Raw genomic sequence first — 18242 nt, forward strand, 5'->3', positions numbered from 1 at the left:
ATTTTTGATTCGATTTTCGAATCTATGATAAATTGAGGATATGTCTGGGAAGATAGACAGTCACACCGCCGCACAAATGAAAGCCGATTACTTAATGGGTATGACCGTTAAGCAAATTGCAGCTAAATACGGTTTTACTGTCCGTGAGGTGGGAGGTCTCAGAACTCGAAAGAAATGGACCCAAAAAGCAGAACTTCTGGATGCAAAAGTAAATCTAGAAGTTGAAAACCAAATTATCAAAGAACGATTGAGGATCCTAGAGAAGCTTCATGCTCAATCAGAAACGATTATTGATAATGCATTCAATAAACTCAAAGACAAAGATTCTTATGAGAAAATGGATGTGTACGATAGCGAAGGTAATGTGGTCGAAGAAAAGACAAATTACCGAGAATTGAAAGCCCTCGCAGATATTTGGAATCTTGGATTTACGAGATTACTAAGATCTGTCGGTGAAACTGACTCAGTAAAAACTCTCGATGAAAATCAAAACAACTCTGGAGATAGGCCTCTCGTTCAGGTCCTTTTGAAAGTTGGAATCAAAAATGAAGCGGAGGTAGATATAACCAATGGGAAGAAAGCGAAAAAATTTAAAGCTTGAAGACTTCGATGTTGAAGTAGTCTCTTCGGATTCAGCTTTTTCCGAGAAACAGCATTTAGCATTGAATGAGGATTGGGTTCCAGAATCGATTGATGAGATCTGTTATGATGGTGGAGCTCGTTCTGGAAAGACTTACTTGGTTATTTTGGCAATTATCAGTCGAGCTTGGTTAATCGCTGAATCACGTCATCTCGTTGCAAGATATCGATTGAATCACTTAAAGATGTCTCTATGGAGACAAACACTGATTCCCATTTTAAAGAAGAATGGTTTCCGAGAAGGTATAGATTACAAAATCAATGAATCCGATTTTATAATTACTTTTGCGAACGGATCCGAGATTTACGGTGCAGGACTCGATGATGCTGATCGAGTAGAAAAGATCATGGGTACGGAATTCAATACTATTTTTATAAATGAAGCGACTCAGATATCCTATGCTACTTACCAAAAAGTGTCTTCGAGACTTTCGCTTAACATACCTTCAATAATCAATAAAATGATAATTGATTGTAACCCTAGAAATAAATACCATTGGATTTATAAGTATTTTATCCTCAGACAGGATCCGGAATCTGGAAATGCTTTGTCCGAAAGAAGGATGAAGCGAATTGCTAGAAGAAACTGGACTCCTCTCGATAATCCATATCTTTCCAAAGAGTATGTTGAAAGACTCTCCGATCTCACAGGAGCAGAAAAAGAACGGTTATACAAAGGACTTTGGGTAGATGTTGAAGGTTTAGTTTATCCTATGTTTGAACAGGCAATTGTCGAAGATTTTCCAATTCCCGAATCTTGGGACTGTGCAGGTGCAGTTGACTTTGGTTATACGAACCCTTTTGTATTCCTCTGGTTTTTCTATGATAAATCGAATGAAACTTGGTATTTGGCTAAAGAACACTATGAAGCCGAAAAAACTGTTCGAGAACATTGTAAGGTTATCAAAGAATTTAGGATCCCAAATACTTTCACGGTCGCTGATTGGGATGCTGAAGACAGGGCAACGATGGCAGAAAATGGCATTACTACAATTCAAGCCGACAAAGATATCAGCACAGGACTTCAGGCAGTTATGCAGCTTCTCTCAAATCAGAAGGGATTGAAGTTAAAGATTTTTAGGTCCTGTGTGAAAACTGTAGAAGAATTTTCAGTGTATTCTTGGGAACCAACCAAAGAAGGGAAAAATTCAAAAGAACATCCAGTGAAATCTTTTGATCATGCGATGGATGCCATTCGCTACTTTGCAAATAAAGTTCTAGGAAAGAAATTTAATATCATAACAAGAGATTTGGAAAAAGTCCGAGCGGAAGAATCCAAACGAAATAAACCAATGAGCGCGGATGATGTACGTGCCAATCGATTGAGAATGATGGGAGTAGATCCTGGCTATTTCACCAAAAAAAGGTAATCCGATAAAGAAGAGCCAATTAGCCTATAGATAAACTAATTCTATAGGATTTTTAAAAATGGAAGAAACAAGTAACCCATTCCCAGCTGATGAGGATCTAAATGAAGCGTCCTCTGAAGATTTCACCAAATCTAAATTTAACGAAAATGAAACAAAGACTCCTCCGGAAGTAAATTCTGAAGAGCCTGTAGAGGAAAATAAAGAAGCTATGTTGGCCGAGCTTTTTATGAAGCTTCCAGATCGGGACCGAAGAGCAATTTACGACCTGGCAGTATCGATGATTTTCAACAAAAACAAGCCAGATTCCGTTGTGTACCAAATTCTCAGAAAAACGGGAAGCAAGCTGATTCAAAACAAACTTGTCTAGTGATCCGAGAAAGCCCTTTTCATCCATATCGATTTGTAAGAGAGCTTCAGTATGCCTATGCATTGTATTTTTTGAGTCTACAATTTGCGCTCTTAGGTAATTCTGACTCCTCAATAAAAATCAAAATAGAGAAGGGCTTTTTTTCTTCCACCAAAGAGATTTTTGGAAAAATTAGATCTGGATTTTTTGGAGATCTTCTACAGAAACCAAAATTCAAAGGTCCATCAATTAATGTTTCTTACAATCCGGAAATAGACTATAAAAAGATTCCTAAAGCAAATGGAGTTTTAGAGTTTCCAGAAGGAACGTTAAAAAGAGAGGAGCTCGAGGAAGCAGATAAAGCAATCTTTGATTTTCTCGCATCAGATTGGAATGATATCTACCAACAAACAAGGGATAAAGCAACAGTCATAGGTCATATTTCCGAATTCATGATCGGCAAAGGTGCTAAAGTGAAAGACATTAAACAGATGTCCATTCCAGAATTCAACTCCGAGCTTACAAATAAATACTCCCTTCCTGGCCTCGATCAAATAGAGGACCTAATGAAGGAAACTGGTTTGGACAAGGACAGAGCATACCAACTTATTTATGCGCAGGCCAAGGGAGCTGAATGGCTAGCTGTTTATGATGAAAATTATAAGAGGTCGGGTAAGGCTTATGAGTTAATCACCAAAATGTACAGACAACAAATCTCCGAGGCATTGATAAAAGGTGCGACTTTGAGTGATATCCGTTCTGTTTTGGTATCGCCTGATGATGACGAAATCAAAGAAGCAATAGGATTATTCGAGGAAGGGCTTACGGAAAAGGAAAGATTGAGGAGAGAAGCAGATTATGAATTTGTAGTTCGAAAACATTTGAACCGCGATATGCAAAGGTTTGCTTTCACTGAAGTTCAGATAAATTACAATAATGGCCTTCTATTAAGACTAGCGAACGAAACGGATAGAGAGATGGGAACATATGTGAGGTTCACAAAAGGATGAAGTTCGATCCTGTAAGTTGTGAGAAGTGCCTTGAGTTTGAGGGAACCATTGCCCGGGTTTTCTCCTCTCAGGAAGAATTCATGGTTTCACCATTTTATGGAGGTGAAGACAAACTCATAAATGATCCGATTGCAGATGTTGCAGTCTGGCCAGGAAAGTCGAATGCTCTTTTTAGATCCGACATGGACTCTTGGTGGTTATGTGCGCCAGTCCATCCAAACTGCAGTCATATTTATGAGCATTACGATATGGAAGAAATGCCAGATTTTGATGAAGGTATTTCTGACTTTCGAAATGAAATGGGAAAGGAATTTGCAAAACAATTTGGAAAGGATTTTCCTATCGCTCGTGCCCTAAAAAAGTCCTCAATCTATACTTCAGGAGTGTGGGAGGAATGTGAGTGTTCGCACCACTCATTGGCATTTTCCGATAATGATAACTGGCTTCATGATTATTTGGAATGGAAGCTTCAAAAGTAATTGTAGGAAAAATCACAAAGTATTTCCCCTTTGACAAATCTCAAAATAAAGGTGGATTCGGATTCGTTGAACATGAAGGACAAGAATTGTTCTTTAACATCAAGTATGTCGATATCCCAATCGATGAAATAAAAGTCGGTCTTGCCGTTCAATTTGAGACTCGAATGGGATTTGATCGTAAGAGGAACGAGAAAACTACCCAAGCAACAAAGCTGAGATATGCCTAAGAAAATTGGTAGGGGAGGGGAAACTCCCTTCCCAATATCAACAAAGCCAAACATATTCACACCTCTTCGCAATGAAGAGCTTTTGGAAAGAAGAGGTGAATCTGCGTATTGGTTCAGGCTTACTCAATGCCCTTGTCCTCAAGAGACAAGAGTTCCCGATTGTAAATTTTGTAACGAAGGTCTGATGAAGTCTTTCCAAGAGGATCTCCAAATTGAAGAAGAGATTTCATGGAAAGTTGAAGGTAGAAGAATTTATTTGAGATATGGTCCAATAAAATCAGTCTCCAAAATTTTTTACTATTTCAGAGAGCAAAAGTTAGAGCTGACAGTACAAGAAATCAAAGACGATTATGTTTTGGTTTTAGAAGAGCTTGAGTACTATCATCAAGTTCAAGTCGATTACAAAGTCAAACTGATAAGTGAAATAGAGACCATCGTTAATGCCGATAGCAAAGTCGTATTTCCTGAAATCGAAGAAAATGGAATATATGAAGCAGTTGACGCAATCGAAGTTAAAAATAAAAACACGGTTCCAATCGCAGCTTGGACTTTAACTTCAGTTTCCTTTCAAAAAGAAATCTTTGGTGAAGTAAAAATCAAACTAAAGGTTTTTCAGCCGATTAAAATCGCTTACAAAACTTTCTCTGTTGATGACAGGAATACCGGAATCGGTAGGAGTCTCGTTGAAAATCCAGATGGTGAATTATTGGCTGTGATGGGATCGGGATACAAACTCGGTGAAGGTGATATCATAATTCTCACAAAATCGACATTGAGACATTCAATGTATGTAAAATTCAGTCCTTCTGATTTCGATAGGCTTCCTTTTTCTCCTGTTGCTGAAATTGACAAAGTTATTTCAAGGGGGAAGGACGGTTTTATAGAACATCGGTTAGGAACGGACTTTCTCTTAATGGGTGAGAATCTTGTGAAGTGGATCAATCCAAAACCTAGAAGTGGTTATTCAATCATTTATGATTATTACACAACATTCCGCGTAACTTCGATGGTTGAGACGGGAATGGGAGAGGATAGGGCAAAACCAAGACAATTCAAAATGAAATCAGTACCGAGCATGCAGGCAAGATAATGGAAACAAAATTAATCGTAGAAATCTCTCTTAAACTCAATGAATCCGAGGCAATTGAACATTTGAGTTATCTATTTGATAAACTCAAAGAGTAAGTGGAATACAAAGATTTGAAAATTCTAAAAATCTCAAAACTTAACTTAGAGGAAGAAAATGGGAAGGCTAAAGAAAATAATTAACTATCTGGTTTTTCAGTATTTGATGCTGAAGATGAATCACGAGCTTTTAAAAACAAAGTCAACAATCAGAAAAACGGAAGTAAATGATTTGATGATCGTTCACTACAATCCGGAAGTGAACTCGGTTGAAAACTTCATTCCCTCGTTGGAGAAATCTGTTTCGGATCCATACAAAGCTTTGAATGGATATCCACCGATGGTACTTGTTATGCCTTTTGGAATGCAATTTTCGTCCATTAATTGGGATAACTTTGCCGAAATGCTAACTTATGATCAGAAGAAAGCACTAAGAAATGCTCTAATTCGAAAACAGGATCTAAAAATCGTTACAGCTTAGTATGAATGAACTTGTCGATTTATTCTTTGATAAATTTCAAATGGCGATGACCAAATTGAATCCCAATTGGCAAGAACAAGCCATGGATCCAGATGTTTCGACTTCAGTTGAATTGCAGAAGAATAAAATTATGGCGGTCAAATGGGTGATATCCTCCTCAAAGGATTCTCAGAAACTTGATAAAGTATTGAAGGAAGTCTCGAAAGAGGAAGGTTTCGAATTGATAGAGGAATTGCTAAAAAGAAGGATCCAGAAAAGTAAAATTTCTCAAGCTCAATATGAAGCAGGGAATTACAAGAAGGAACACATTCGACTTCATGGACTGGATATTGCAATTGAGAACAAGAAAAATACTTATCGAAAAGGAACTGCAAAATCTATTTCGACTTCGGATATATCAAAGGGACAGTCGGAGCTGATGGAGATCAGTTAGATGTTTTTCTAGGACCAGACAAGAACTCCGAAATAGTTTTTATCATAAATCAAATCGATCCTAAATCCAATGAATTTGATGAACACAAAGTAATGTTAGGATTTACTTCTGTCGATTCGGCAAAAGAAGGATATCTCAAAAACTACGAAACAAACTGGAAAGGATTTGGATCGATTATTCCTCTCACGCTAGAGCAATTTAAGGAATGGCTTGAGAAAGGTTCCCAAAAAGAAGAATTAAAAGATCTCAGATTGAGTTTCCTTAAATCAAAGTTAGTTGAAATTCGAAAATCAGTCCTTGTCCCGGAGTCGGTCCTAGTCCATGGCAAAAATGGGAATTACTATTCAACAAGATTGGTTAGAAAAGATCGAGATGCAGAAACATTCCGATTGAGAGCGGAAAGAAACAAAAAATTAAAACCTAAACCCTTCTCCGAAAAACCTTCTTACAAAGTTAAAAAAGGAGATGAGGTCGTTGGGAATCTAATAACCAATATCAAGAATATACTTATTTCAAATGGTTTGGATTCTAAAGCAAAGGAATTCGTTGATTTAGCTTATATAGCAGAAACCACAAATGATATTTATGAAATCGCCAAAGACTTCATAAAAATTGAAGGAGAGGCGGCACATCGAAAAACAGAGGAAGATGAAATGACATTATTTCGTTCAGAAATTGAATCAAGTATACAATTTGATGGTAGGACTGAGGAATTAATCGGGAAGCTTCGGATTATAATGAAAGGTGGTCGCCATCGGGAAGAGGGCGAAGAGTGGATCCAGCCATCTGGCCGTAAGGTGACAAAGAAGGGAGGAAAAGTTGTTCCTGTTGGACAAGGTAAGCGACTTCCAAATGGCTTAAGAACTAAAGAGAAATCAAAAACAGGTGAACTTAAGGTAGTCATAAGAGACGATTTTGATGTTTCAAAGTTAAAGTATGGTTTCAAGTTTGAGAAGAATGGAAAGCAATTTGAGTACGTTTCTGGTCCCAATAAAAGAGAAGATGGAAAGTTAGAAGCTGTATTCAGAGCAATTGAAGCTGGTGAACAAATATCAGAGACGATCTCCTCTGCACTAGAATCAGGAAAAAAAGGCAAATTCTATGACGCTGCGAAAAAGGCAGTCGATTCATCTAAGAAATCCGAAGAGAAGACTTCGAAAGAGAAAGGCATTGATGTTCCAAACAAATTACCTTTCGGACAAATTCAGAGAATCAAACAATATACAGACGAGAAAGATTTTGATAAAGAGCAAGTAACCTCTTTAAAGCAAAGAATTCTTGAGAATGGGTTTGATCCAGCATTTCCGATCATGGTCGATAAAAAAGATGGAAAGTATACTGTTGTCGCTGGCCATCACCGTCATATGGCAGTTGAGCAATTGATCCAAGAAGGTAAATTGCCAGAGAATTTCCAGATTCCCGTTGTCTTAAAAGAATTTGCATCGGATAACGACAGATTAGCGGCGCAGGTCGCGGAAAACCAAAGAAGGGATGTCCTTCCAACCGATGAAGCTTTAGCATATGGGAAGATGAAAGAAAATGGATGGGATGACAAGAAGATCGCGGAAAAGTTAGGAAAGAAGCCAGGGGAAGTTCAGAAACGACTTGCTCTAAATAATTTAGATAAGGATCTTTTCGAGCTGGTTAAAAGAAAAGATCGAAGTTTACCACTTGGAATTGCAGAAGTTCTTGGAATGTTTTGCGTCGACGATTCTGGAAATCCTTCAAAATCAATGCAACTTCGCGCGTTTAAATGGTACACAGAGAATCGAAGTAAATATCCGGGAAGGGGACCTTCGGTCGTTCAGTCATACATAAAAGAGCTAAAATCCGGAGACCTTGCCAATATGGATTGGGATTCCGTTGCAAGTGACACTCAGAAAGAAGCGTTGCGAGCTGTTGGTTCAACTGAAAAGGCAATCGCCAACAAGAAAATGTTAGATGGAATGATCGATACATTAATGAAATCCTACCAGCGAATACTTGGTGACAATATCAATCAGCTTTCGCCACAAACTGCAAAGGAGCTCGCTGCTTCTTTGGCTGTAGCAGGTGGATCAACTGGAGCGACTCCAGTGATTGGTAAGTTAGAGGCTGTCATAAACGATCTCAATATCATTAAGAATGCTATTTCTACAAAATTAAAGGAAATAGAAAGTGATGCTCAAACTCCTATGATGTTTGGCTTTGCAAAAAGTACATTATCCAAAACTACTTCCCTTATAGAATTATTGAACCGTGAAAGGGAACGAATATCGCTTAGGAAAATTGCATGAACGAGAATGAAAAAAATATGACTCCCATAGAGCTCTTGGAGATTCGCTCCACTCTTACAGAAAGCTTACTTTTTGGTGTCCTTAGAAAAGTGACTTTCGAAGAAATTTTCAAAAAACTAGAAACTGTCTATTTAGAAAATGAATTACTGTTTAGATTTCTCGAATCCAAAAAACTGCAAAATGAATTTGAACAGTACTGTGAATTGGGAAGCTCAGATTGATCTCTTACCATTTGCCAACCGGGCATGATTGATTCGCCAGTTTCACTTTCGCTCTAACAAAACACATACAAGATGTGCATTGTTCTGCAAGATGAAAGTTTTTCCAGACCAAACTGCAATCCAAGCAAGTTTGAAGTCTTTTTTCTGAAACAGATTTTTCTGCAAAAATGCTAGTTGAAGAACCTTCCATTGACTGTATACTCTCCTAAAATTGTCCATTGTAAAAATTCGTATTTATATCTTCGATATGTAGTTTTCCAATCCGGGATGTAACATGTGTTGCAGACAGCAATTGGAGGACGGCAAAATAAATAGCAAAGAGGGAAAGCTCTTTCTCTTCTATCAAAGACCCAACCGTCTGGACAGGATGTACATCCCACTCCAAAATCACAACATGCGGCATAATCACCTCCAAATGGAGGAATATTGATCTCCACTGGGTCCCCGAATCCTGGAGATGAACCGCATTGTCCACAATCAGTTACATTGGATCCTAAATCAACTTGGGAAATGACTGAATGCCATTCATTGCCTACAATATACGAACCTGTTGGGAAAACATCATACCTTGTATTCCCTATTTCCCCCACCCAGTGACCTCCGAAAGCTCCGAAGGTTGGTCCGCTAGGTGGGGTTATGCGAAAGGGCGAAAAATACCGTCACCTTTATCCCAATATGCTAAATTCCCTTGAGTGCGAACGCGAAAGATTCCATCATCAAAACCTCCGCCAGGAATCGTTCTAATAAAATTCTTTGCCTGAGAGAATGAATAGAGGAAGTTTAATGCACCTATGGCTGAAGTTCTACCAGGACCAGTGAATGCTGCTTCCAATTCTGCAAGACTTCCGATTTTGATATCATTTCCTAGATTTTGATCTAGAATTGAATTGGGTGCAAGACTTGAACCTTTGAATCCTTGGCCGTCATTCAAAGACTCTATTTCTCTTAGAACGACTGATAACGGTTCATTTGCTGCAGGTCTTTTGTATGTAATCAAAGTCTGATAATAAACACTGTTCCCAGGATCTGAATTTGTTGTTTCATAAGTATTCTTAAGAAGAAATTTATGAATTTTTCTACTAGGTCCAACTTCAGATTGAAAAGTCTTGGAGCTTACTTTGAATAATTGCTTACTCACCGGATCTCCCAAAGTATCTTCTAACCGAAATTCTATTTTTCCCCAAACAGCATTATCTGGAGGAGTAAAGATCCCACCAGGATATTGATAAATACCTGTCGAACTCAAAATTGCTCCAGGAGAAACTTCAAAGCTTGAAGCAGTTTGATTAAATATTGTGAAACCAAAAGCTATGAATTCTTCTGGTTTCCCAAGGAATCCTTTTATCCCTTTCAGAAGTTCGGCAAATGCTGAATCGATGAGATTTGCACCCGAGAGTCTGTTTATATCCTCTGCATTTAACTTCTGTAATACATCGTGATGATAGAATTTTATTTCATTATTTTCAAGTGAAACGTCATTAGAAACTATTGTCATTGAATTTCTCCTATCCAAACTGCAGAGCCAGCTACTATGACTCTAAGAAGTTTTTCTATTTGTTGTTGAGTGATGAGATTTAAGTCAGGTGTAAAAATATAAACTCCACCTCGATCGAAAGTAGTGAAGGATTGTACGTTGGCTCCGAGGACTCCCGGTTCGATTATATCTAGATCAGTCGCAGAGTAATCCGATGTAAAGCCAACTTGATCAAAATTTAAAATCAAGAAGTCTGGCTTTGGAAAGATTGCCTGTAATGCAGGAAGGCTATTCATTGAGCTTAGGATGGTCCCGAGAATATAACCTTTGAATTCATCATCATTAAATCCAATAGGCCTCGGTAGTCCAAATAACTTTCCCCATTCATCCAAAAACCATTCGGTCGAATTGGAAAATACTGCAGAATCTGCAGTTCTTTCTTGGAAACGTAAATGCCATTCGAGTGAATTTACGATCGCACCTTTATTGATATCATTTATGTTTTGAATGGGATTTAATTCGATTCTTTCCAAATCTCCAATTAACTCTCGAAAAATGATTCCCCTTGAGTTAAAGTTAGGTAGGTTAGAAAATAAATCCTTTGATAGTAATTCTCTTTCTTCCATATTAAAGAGGGTCTACCTTTGTTGCAGTTCCATTTACAGAGCCTCCGGAAGTTCCACCGACTCTTGGTAATTCATTATTTTGAACTGTGACGTCAATAGGTGAGGGAAGAGGTAATAGGACTGGAACGCTATTTGAGGTTGCATTGAATACATTTCCTGGAAGCCATCCCCCAAACTCTGGAGCAAGCGCAGATACTCTTCTTCCATAGGCAACTGTGATATTCACTCGATAGAAATCAAAATTAGCTTTGAGTATGGCACTTTCCATCTGCTGAATCAAAATATCAAAGCCAACGGGAAGAGTATTTAAGAAGTTAACAAGCGCACTATTGGCAATACCTATTGCATCTGAAGTCGTTAGTCTGCTTGAAGAAAGAATTTCTAGTTCATATTCAACTACAATTCCAAGCACCGGAATGTTACCAACATAGACGCTTGTTCCGGCGGCAGCATACCCAGGAAAATTAGATGGATCGGAAAGATCTCCTACAATTGTTTTCCTAACTAGGTCTAACAAAGATTCGGGTGGATTCGATGTTCCATCAGAAACGTAAATATTGATCCAATTTAGTTCAGGAAGACGAGTAATAGGATTGATGTTTGTTTCTACTTGCGCTCCTGCAATTCCAGGAATGGAAACAACTGCATTATAAATTCCGAGTATTGTCGAACGTCCCAATGATAAAATGAATGATTGAAACCTTTTTTCACGGGACTCTTCTGATTCAACTTCCGTACCACCATTGAAATCAAATGGATTCCATACTCTTGCACCAGTTGGTAGAGAGATGTTTATAGTGCCGAGACCATCTGAAGTATCTAATTCATTTGCTTTGATGTTATATTCTGTCCCTGGAAGGGCAGCGATTGCTTCCACTTCTACTGTAGTTTGGCCAACAGGGATTTCTGTGTCGCCAACCGTTTCGAATTCCAAGCCAAAAAGATCTATTTTGAATTTTGGAATAGGAACTGGACTTGTATGACCTTCATTGAAGATCCGAAAGATTCCAGTTGATCGAAGTCCAGGATTTCTAGAAAAACCAAAAGTCGAGAAAACTCCTTCGCGTATAGCATATTGGAAGCCACTTAGAGTATTGACGTCACCTTGAGATAGGACAAATCCAATCGCCTCTAGGAAAGTAAGAAGCCTTGAACCAGGATTGAAATTCGAGAGCCTCGATTGCCTGGAAGATAAGTAATCACGTAAAGAATCTACATAGGTATTTTGAGATGCAGGTCTGTATGGTCTTTTGGCCATACTTTATAATCTATCTCGCCTATATATCGGAGAAGTTTTCCGATAGGCTCCGAATACATAAACTTTGAAGAGTGATCTTTGGTTCTTACATTCCTAAAAATGCCTATGGATTTAGAATTTATAAAAAAGATTCAAAAGGCAAATTTCTCCTGTCAGACAATCCAATCCTGGATTACATCCAAACAGTAGGACCGAGTTCTTACGCTGAGCAATTTAAGTATCGAATTTCATACTCTCCTACATTCGGAAGCACTTCCGTAATTGATTTTGGCCAAGGTAACAATGAAATAAAAATAGATGGCGAATGGCATATTTACCATACACAGGCACCTCCGGATGTAAAGGCATGGTTAGACGGTTGTTCAACTTGGTATGAAAATGCCGCTGCTCAAGGTGCGAATAGAGTTCAATCGACAGTTTCCAAGTTTTCAGATCGATATACAAAAATGATTAATCCGAATATGCGATCTGGTAGAGAAGAGTTCTTTGATTTCTTGTTCTTACTCTACTTTTCTAGACAAACTAACAAATATCAGACAGAAACGAACATGTCTACTTTGGCAAAGGCACTTGAGCAGAATAGTGGGAAGGAGAGATTTAATTATAGAGATTATGCATTAGTTTTTGTCGATTATGATAACCAACGGAACTTAGAAGTAATTCTTCCTCAGGATGGTTTCACATTTCAAAGATCAACATCGGATACTAATACTTATAAATACTCAATCAAGTTAGTTGTCTTAAATGACTTGCTAAAAATTGACAATAAACGTGTGTCAGCTCCTATAAATCCAGCCTTTACCCTAGCAGGTGTAATAAATGTTTTGGATACTCTGATTTCGCTCCCACTTGTTTTCACAGGAGCATTGGTAAATATTTCGAGTATCTTCTCATCAACTGTTTCCTCTCTCCGAGGTGTAAACGATAGAATAAAAATCGTTCAGAAGCAAATGAAGGCTGATGGGAAATTAGCTCAAAGCACTTTCAATGGTGCACTCGATGAAGTAAAAAAATCATTAGGAGGAGGGAGTAAGAAACAATGGAATCCTGAAACTATATCTCAAGCAATAGACGATGCAATAAAAAATGAACGTAGAATAACAGCGGAGCTGCAGGAAAAGTTTGCTTCTGCTGAGAATAGTCTATCTGGACTTTTAGCATTTATGAGAGTCTCTATCCTTGGAAATTCTCAAAGCCAACAGAGCCAAGATGAATCTTCGATCATTCAAGATCCTTTATATCAATGGATTATCGATGCTCAAAGCTCAATAATATCCGCTCAAGCTGCAATTTTTTATGCAACTTCAGATATTGAGTTTAGGCCGATTGAAGTCAAGCCGGGAGATTCATATAACTCAATAGCTTCCGAAAGGCTCGGGAATAGAGAATTTGGAAGAGCTTTAGCGATTTACAATAAAGATCAATTTAGTAGTACGATTAAGAGATCCTCAATCAAAATACCTTTTGGTTTCAACACTGGCATTTATTCGAAGTTACCTGAAAATCCTACAAGTAAAGACATGGAAATTGCTTTGCAGGGTATAGATATCAAGTTAACGGAAGGAAGGGATATTGCTGTTTCACCGAATGGTGATTTAGGAATTATATTTGGAGATGAGGCTGTAATAAACAATGTCCTTGATTTAATTGATTCTCCTGAAGGTTCCTGGTTAGCGCATCCAGAACTCGGAAATCCTATTCCTATCGGTGAGATACCCGACAGTAATCCTAGCAATCTTGCTATAGAAAGGTTTATAGCTCAAATAAATGCTGATCCGAGGATAGAAAGTGTTTCATTTGAGGGAGTAACTCAGGAGGCAGATAATTTCTATTATGTGTTTAATTTTCGATCTATTTTAGGGAAATCTTACTTCATTCAATTATAGTATGGATATATTTGATAATACAGAACCAACACTGAAACGTTATCCTTCACATCTGGATGAACATAAATTAGATTCAACCCTTGCGCGTGTTACAAAAATCAAAAACAAATACCTGGTGGATCTAATCACGAGAACAAATGAAACTCTGAAAGATGTAAGAGTATTTGGTCCTGCGATACTGGAAGGGAAAGCTCACGGACGCTCAATAGGATTGAAAAAGAATCAAATGGTTCTCGTAAATTTTATCGGAGGATCCATTCGCTATCCGGTTGTTGCGAATGTATTTCCATTCTTTGCGGCTGATTCTGATATAAAGAATCTGAATATTTTTTGGGATAAGTTTAAGAGTATAATTAACTTTGAAACGGATATCATAGATTTTCATGAATCTGGATATTTTGTCCGCCAAACACAAAACAAAATTCAATTCTATGATTCTAATCTGGGTAAGATTGGAGAGATTGATTTTACTCAGAAAAAGGTTTCTTGGGAAGCAGACCTAGACATTAAAGGTAACCTCTCAGTTGAAGGTGATATTTCCTTCAAAGGAGATATGGAAGTAGATGGAGAGATATCGGCCACAAAACTGATTCATTCATATGAGGATGTGACAGCTGGGGAAATTGCTCTGAAAGAACATAGGCACCCAACTACTGCACCGGGAGATCCTACAGGGAGCTCAATTCCAGGATGACAGGACTTAGGATACCATTTTCTGATTATCATTACTATGGTGATTTTGACTCCGAACAAAGCTTCGGATATCTAGAGATCCATAGTCCTTTAATTCGCAGTCCTTTTAAATTATTAAGCAAAAATATAAATGGACCTATCGTAAGCAAACGCTCGCTGAATTTAGGAGGAACCAAACTTTCTTTTTCAGTAAAGTATGAAGCTCTTTATGAGCCAGAAGACGAGATTTCTGGATTTACTTCAGAAAGTGGGGGAGTGCCATTCGAGTATATCTTTTTCCTCAATTCTGCAGTTTATCTTTTTGTAAGAAATATAGATGGAACATATTTTCAATTAAATGGAGGAGTAATCCGAAATGTTCAAAAAAGTACGGATGCTAAAGGAGAAGAGACTAGGACTGTCGAATGTGATGGTTTCGAAAAGATTCTAGAAAATTTCCAAGTAAACCTAGATTTCGGAACGGAAGATCAAACAAAAAGCAAAAGAACATCCGAAAATATCAGTAGTGCGATTACTGAAATCACTGAAGTAATAAAGTCGCAAGCCAATCTAAAGGATGCAGTCTCTTCTATTTGGGATAATTTATTCTACGATTTTATTCAGGGAGCAGTCTTTAAGAGATATCCCTTGTTTGGTGGCAAACGACTGATTGCGAAATCTTCCAATCAGATAGAAAATAGTCACTTAATTTTAAATGTCTGCCAAGAGTCTTACTCGCAAAATTTTATCCAACAAGTAATGGTTGCAGGAAATCTTTCTATTGGTTCTTCGGGAATCTCCATTATGGAATTGATAAGACAGTTCGCATCTCCTCCTCTCTATGAAATATTTGTAGATCCACTTAGTTCAGCACTTTTAACTGAGGAGTCGTTTGGGTCTGAATCTGAAAGAAGTGGAACGCCTGACCAGGTCGCACCTTTAAGCTTTGTTCCAGGATCAGAAAATTTAAGTGAAGTATATTCAGTTCAGAAGCGAAGTGCGAATTTTATTTTTAGGCAAACTCCATACTTCTATTGGGATTATTTGGATCAGTCAACTGAAGGAGGCAGGTATAAAGTTCTCAGGGGACCTCATTATGAATTGGATTTTGATAAAATTCAAAACGTAAGTCTGAACGAAAGTGCAGACAATGTATATTCCGGAGTCATGGTTTCTCCAAATATCTCATCACTCTTTGGTTTGGTTCTTTCAAAACCCATTTACAATACGAGTTTGATCACATTAGTTGGTCAGAATGTTTTGACTGTAAAGATTAATGGTATGAATATGAAAGGAGAGGTCACCGAAACCAAAAAAAATGATTTTAAAGAAGCTCTCGATAAAATCAGAGATATGATATTCTATATCTTTTGTAATCCAAAGAATCTGAAACATATAACAGGATCCGTAAAGATTGCATTCACTCCAGTGAGAGTAGGAGTTCCATTTGTCATCAAAAACAGGCCGAAAAGTGGATCCGTTTCTCAGGAAGAAAACTCAAAAGCCAACTTTAACATCAAAGCTATTGAAAGTAGTCTAGGAGATCACGGGTATGTTGTTTCTGTCACAGATACTTTTAATCCTAATGGTGAAGCTTCATCCAGTATTGAATTTAAGTGGATGGATTCTCCAATCGACTTCACTGACTTACAGTGGGAAGCCAGCTAAATTCGCATTATTTACCAAGTTCCGATATTTTCACCCATGCTAATCTTTCTGATATGGAAGAAACAGCATCTCAAGATAAATCCATAAAAAAGCAAACTAGTACCAAATCCAAACTAGAATCTATTCAAGAATTTTTGACTAAGAAGGAATTGGAGAAGGGAGCTATTTCGGAACGTATTCGCAAATACTTTTACAGGATCATTGATAAAAATCCAAACAAGAGTTTGGAAGAAGTATGGAGAGAAATTTATGGCTAGAGCCGTTGAATTTTTAGGAAGAAGTTTTTTTTCTCCCGGTGCTCGAGGCGCATTTAGAGCTCAATCTCAACCTGCAGGGCTAAGTCTTGATTTCAATACCCAGATCATTGTAGGTGCATCAGAGAATGGATGGAATTGCAATGATACGAATCTTCCACTCGATAAACGAGTAATGGAATTTGGATCCGCTGAAGAGGCATTTGCAGTCCTAGGTAACGGTGATCTTGCTGATGCGATAGCGAACGCTTTTTCTCCATCGAGAGACACAAGATTTTCATCCGGTCCCCAATTGGTTAAAGCCTTATGTGTCTCCGCTAACACCAAGGCAGCGGCAACTTTGAAATCTATCAAAGCGAGTAATGACATTCAGGTAAAAGCAATTGTTCCAGGGAAAAAAGGAAATGCAATTCGATTGAGAATTTCTTCTTCTGGAAAAGTTGTCCAAATAGGTGATGCATCGAATACAAGCCAATCACAACCATTAGTTGCTGATGAGCTTTCGATTCAGTATACAGGAGATGCATCAAACGCAATCCTTGATATAAATAACGATCGCCTAGTAGTAACTCTGAGTTCACCAAACGATGGATCTGCTAATCTTTCCGCTGCCTTTACAGAATATGAAACGATTGGTCAGTTGGTGGATTTCATTAATTCAAGACAAGGATATACTGCGAATGTTATTTCCAGACCAGATAGGAAAAGCAACTTACTAGATCACATTGAGACTTCCGAGAATGTTAACATTGGTGGCTCAACTAGAATTCTTACAGCCTTACTTCATGAGCAATCAAGATTCATTTCCGGAAGTGGACTTGCAGAAGTTGAAATAGGGAGTTCAATTAGAAAACCATTAGCAGATATGACGAGTTTTGCTTACTTGTCAGGTGGTGATTCCACGGCACCAACTCCAACGCATTGGATTGATGCAATCAATATGATTTATGACAAAGAGGTTGGAGGATTTTTCATTTCTCTTTGCACAGATCTTCTCACTCCTACTTTGCATCTTGCTGATAAATTATCTTTTGGGAACAGTCCAGACGGTTCCAATGAAAAATTTGGATCTTCTGGTGTCGATGTTTCCAAAGACATTTCCGCAAGATTGGATGATATCAAACTCGTAAACTCAGAATTTATGGCTTTGGGAATGTCGCCAATAACAACGAGGAGAGCTGATCGAGTTTCTTCCAAAACTTATCCAGGATGGATGGGTGGAGTAATTCATAATGCGATTAAAGCTTCGGCAAATCTAAGAGAGACTCCTACCTATAAGGATCTTAACATCATTGATGTGCCAGAACAGTACAATCGGGGTGAAATAAATAGGATAATCCAGACTGGTGGGGTTATCATCACGCGAAAACCCAACAGAGGTCCATGGAAGTTTGAATTCGCACTTACTTCTTATCAAAAGAACAATATCATTCTCAATCAAACATCAATTGTATGCACTGCACTCGGTCTAGTGAAAGATTTTAGAGAGTTTCTTCAAGACACGTTTCTTGGGGAGGTTCCAGTCGATCAGGATGCATTCGGAGGAGCACTCACCGATTCCGATATTCGGACTGCAGTTACGAATCGCTTTCGCTTTACCTATGTTCAACAGTATGGATGGCTAACTCGAAACATCTATACTGGAGAGAGTGCCTTTTCTGAAAACTTTACAATCAGACGAGATGGTGATGCAATCTACTTCGTTTTTCCAGATGGGAAGTTGGTTTCACCGATCAATTTCATGTTCTTTTTACTCAATCTCGATGTTGTTCGAGGTTCTTCTACAGGAGAATAAGC

The 18242-nt window shown here is 38.1% G+C and carries 17 protein-coding genes and 1 pseudogene; 15 read left to right on the plus strand and 3 right to left on the minus strand.

Annotation, left to right across the window (positions count from 1 at the left end):
• The first annotated feature begins 40 nt into the window (after nt 1-40).
• The 10 genes and pseudogenes from EHQ62_RS17035 (at nt 41) to EHQ62_RS17080 (ending at nt 8386) form a co-directional block, all read left to right on the plus strand.
• On the plus strand, nt 41-601 hold the full coding sequence (locus tag EHQ62_RS17035; RefSeq protein ID WP_135645060.1) for a hypothetical protein: 561 nt from the start codon (nt 41-43) through the stop codon (nt 599-601).
• A complete protein-coding gene (locus tag EHQ62_RS17040) occupies nt 570-2009 on the plus strand; it encodes a PBSX family phage terminase large subunit (protein WP_135645062.1) in 1440 nt (479 codons plus the stop codon). The genes EHQ62_RS17035 and EHQ62_RS17040 overlap by 32 nt, the downstream gene beginning before the upstream one ends.
• 58 nt (nt 2010-2067) lie before the next feature.
• Nucleotides 2068-2376, plus strand: coding sequence for a hypothetical protein (locus EHQ62_RS17045; protein ID WP_135645064.1), 309 nt, complete (start codon nt 2068-2070; stop codon nt 2374-2376).
• Nucleotides 2376-3365, plus strand: coding sequence for a hypothetical protein (locus EHQ62_RS17050; protein ID WP_135645066.1), 990 nt, complete (start codon nt 2376-2378; stop codon nt 3363-3365). The genes EHQ62_RS17045 and EHQ62_RS17050 overlap by 1 nt, the downstream gene beginning before the upstream one ends.
• Before the next feature lie 80 nt (nt 3366-3445).
• On the plus strand, nt 3446-3844 hold the full coding sequence (locus EHQ62_RS17055) for a hypothetical protein (RefSeq protein WP_135645068.1): 399 nt from the start codon (nt 3446-3448) through the stop codon (nt 3842-3844).
• Nucleotides 3826-4071: a cold shock domain-containing protein gene (locus EHQ62_RS17060; protein WP_135645070.1), complete on the plus strand. Its 246-nt coding sequence runs from the start codon at nt 3826-3828 to the stop codon at nt 4069-4071. The genes EHQ62_RS17055 and EHQ62_RS17060 overlap by 19 nt, the downstream gene beginning before the upstream one ends.
• Nucleotides 4064-5161 carry a hypothetical protein gene (locus EHQ62_RS17065; RefSeq protein WP_135645072.1) on the plus strand — a complete coding sequence of 366 codons (1098 nt, stop codon included), beginning with the start codon at nt 4064-4066 and terminating at the stop codon, nt 5159-5161. The genes EHQ62_RS17060 and EHQ62_RS17065 overlap by 8 nt, the downstream gene beginning before the upstream one ends.
• Before the next feature lie 153 nt (nt 5162-5314).
• Nucleotides 5315-5677, plus strand: coding sequence for a hypothetical protein (locus EHQ62_RS17070; RefSeq protein ID WP_135645074.1), 363 nt, complete (start codon nt 5315-5317; stop codon nt 5675-5677).
• Nucleotides 5678-5807: 130 nt separating this feature from the next.
• Nucleotides 5808-6265: pseudogene (locus EHQ62_RS17075) on the plus strand (hypothetical protein); the annotation flags it as partial.
• 582 nt (nt 6266-6847) lie between these two features.
• Nucleotides 6848-8386 carry a ParB/RepB/Spo0J family partition protein gene (locus tag EHQ62_RS17080; RefSeq protein WP_425269549.1) on the plus strand — a complete coding sequence of 513 codons (1539 nt, stop codon included), beginning with the start codon at nt 6848-6850 and terminating at the stop codon, nt 8384-8386.
• An 855-nt stretch (nt 8387-9241) separates the two neighbouring features.
• On the opposite strand, the gene EHQ62_RS17095 is transcribed toward EHQ62_RS17080, so the two are convergent.
• The 3 genes from EHQ62_RS17095 to EHQ62_RS17105 are packed head-to-tail and all read right to left on the minus strand — an operon-like array spanning nt 9242 to nt 11965.
• On the minus strand, nt 9242-10102 hold the full coding sequence (locus EHQ62_RS17095; protein ID WP_135645082.1) for a hypothetical protein: 861 nt from the start codon (nt 10100-10102) through the stop codon (nt 9242-9244).
• Nucleotides 10099-10707, minus strand: a complete 609-nt coding sequence (locus EHQ62_RS17100) for a hypothetical protein (RefSeq protein WP_135645084.1) — start codon at nt 10705-10707, stop codon at nt 10099-10101. The genes EHQ62_RS17095 and EHQ62_RS17100 overlap by 4 nt, the downstream gene beginning before the upstream one ends.
• A gap of 1 nt (nt 10708) precedes the next feature.
• Complete coding sequence (locus EHQ62_RS17105; RefSeq protein WP_135645086.1) at nt 10709-11965, minus strand: baseplate J/gp47 family protein; 1257 nt, start codon at nt 11963-11965, stop codon at nt 10709-10711.
• 71 nt (nt 11966-12036) lie between these two features.
• On the opposite strand from EHQ62_RS17105, the gene EHQ62_RS17110 reads away from it, so the two are divergent.
• The 5 genes from EHQ62_RS17110 to EHQ62_RS17130 are packed head-to-tail and all read left to right on the plus strand — an operon-like array spanning nt 12037 to nt 18240.
• The gene (locus EHQ62_RS17110; protein WP_135645088.1) at nt 12037-13851 is read left to right on the plus strand and encodes a hypothetical protein; all 1815 of its coding nucleotides are present in this window, start codon (nt 12037-12039) and stop codon (nt 13849-13851) included.
• A gap of 1 nt (nt 13852) precedes the next feature.
• Nucleotides 13853-14545, plus strand: coding sequence for a baseplate assembly protein (locus tag EHQ62_RS17115; protein ID WP_135645090.1), 693 nt, complete (start codon nt 13853-13855; stop codon nt 14543-14545).
• Nucleotides 14542-16191 carry a hypothetical protein gene (locus tag EHQ62_RS17120; RefSeq protein ID WP_135645092.1) on the plus strand — a complete coding sequence of 550 codons (1650 nt, stop codon included), beginning with the start codon at nt 14542-14544 and terminating at the stop codon, nt 16189-16191. Before EHQ62_RS17115 ends, EHQ62_RS17120 begins: the two co-directional genes overlap by 4 nt.
• Before the next feature lie 53 nt (nt 16192-16244).
• Nucleotides 16245-16448, plus strand: a complete 204-nt coding sequence (locus EHQ62_RS17125; RefSeq protein ID WP_135645094.1) for a hypothetical protein — start codon at nt 16245-16247, stop codon at nt 16446-16448.
• Complete coding sequence (locus EHQ62_RS17130; RefSeq protein WP_135645096.1) at nt 16441-18240, plus strand: hypothetical protein; 1800 nt, start codon at nt 16441-16443, stop codon at nt 18238-18240. The genes EHQ62_RS17125 and EHQ62_RS17130 overlap by 8 nt, the downstream gene beginning before the upstream one ends.
• Nucleotides 18241-18242 lie beyond the last annotated feature (2 nt).

The organism is Leptospira jelokensis (genome assembly GCF_004769635.1).
Classification (GTDB): Bacteria; Spirochaetota; Leptospiria; order Leptospirales; family Leptospiraceae; genus Leptospira_A; species Leptospira_A jelokensis.

Excerpts from the sequence above, each read along its gene's own strand:
- EHQ62_RS17115 (WP_135645090.1), top strand. The coding sequence starts at position 13,853 with ATGGATATATTTGATAATACAGAACCAACACTGAAACGTTATCCTTCA.
- EHQ62_RS17035 (WP_135645060.1), top strand. The coding sequence starts at position 41 with ATGTCTGGGAAGATAGACAGTCACACCGCCGCACAAATGAAAGCCGAT.
- EHQ62_RS17100 (WP_135645084.1), bottom strand. The coding sequence starts at position 10,707 with ATGGAAGAAAGAGAATTACTATCAAAGGATTTATTTTCTAACCTACCT.
- EHQ62_RS17045 (WP_135645064.1), top strand. The coding sequence starts at position 2,068 with ATGGAAGAAACAAGTAACCCATTCCCAGCTGATGAGGATCTAAATGAA.
- EHQ62_RS17080 (WP_425269549.1), top strand. The coding sequence starts at position 6,848 with ATGAAAGGTGGTCGCCATCGGGAAGAGGGCGAAGAGTGGATCCAGCCA.
- EHQ62_RS17130 (WP_135645096.1), top strand. The coding sequence starts at position 16,441 with ATGGCTAGAGCCGTTGAATTTTTAGGAAGAAGTTTTTTTTCTCCCGGT.
- EHQ62_RS17040 (WP_135645062.1), top strand. The coding sequence starts at position 570 with ATGGGAAGAAAGCGAAAAAATTTAAAGCTTGAAGACTTCGATGTTGAA.
- EHQ62_RS17120 (WP_135645092.1), top strand. The coding sequence starts at position 14,542 with ATGACAGGACTTAGGATACCATTTTCTGATTATCATTACTATGGTGAT.
- EHQ62_RS17095 (WP_135645082.1), bottom strand. The coding sequence starts at position 10,102 with ATGACAATAGTTTCTAATGACGTTTCACTTGAAAATAATGAAATAAAA.
- EHQ62_RS17060 (WP_135645070.1), top strand. The coding sequence starts at position 3,826 with ATGGAAGCTTCAAAAGTAATTGTAGGAAAAATCACAAAGTATTTCCCC.
- EHQ62_RS17065 (WP_135645072.1), top strand. The coding sequence starts at position 4,064 with ATGCCTAAGAAAATTGGTAGGGGAGGGGAAACTCCCTTCCCAATATCA.
- EHQ62_RS17125 (WP_135645094.1), top strand. The coding sequence starts at position 16,245 with ATGGAAGAAACAGCATCTCAAGATAAATCCATAAAAAAGCAAACTAGT.
- EHQ62_RS17105 (WP_135645086.1), bottom strand. The coding sequence starts at position 11,965 with ATGGCCAAAAGACCATACAGACCTGCATCTCAAAATACCTATGTAGAT.
- EHQ62_RS17055 (WP_135645068.1), top strand. The coding sequence starts at position 3,446 with ATGGTTTCACCATTTTATGGAGGTGAAGACAAACTCATAAATGATCCG.
- EHQ62_RS17070 (WP_135645074.1), top strand. The coding sequence starts at position 5,315 with ATGGGAAGGCTAAAGAAAATAATTAACTATCTGGTTTTTCAGTATTTG.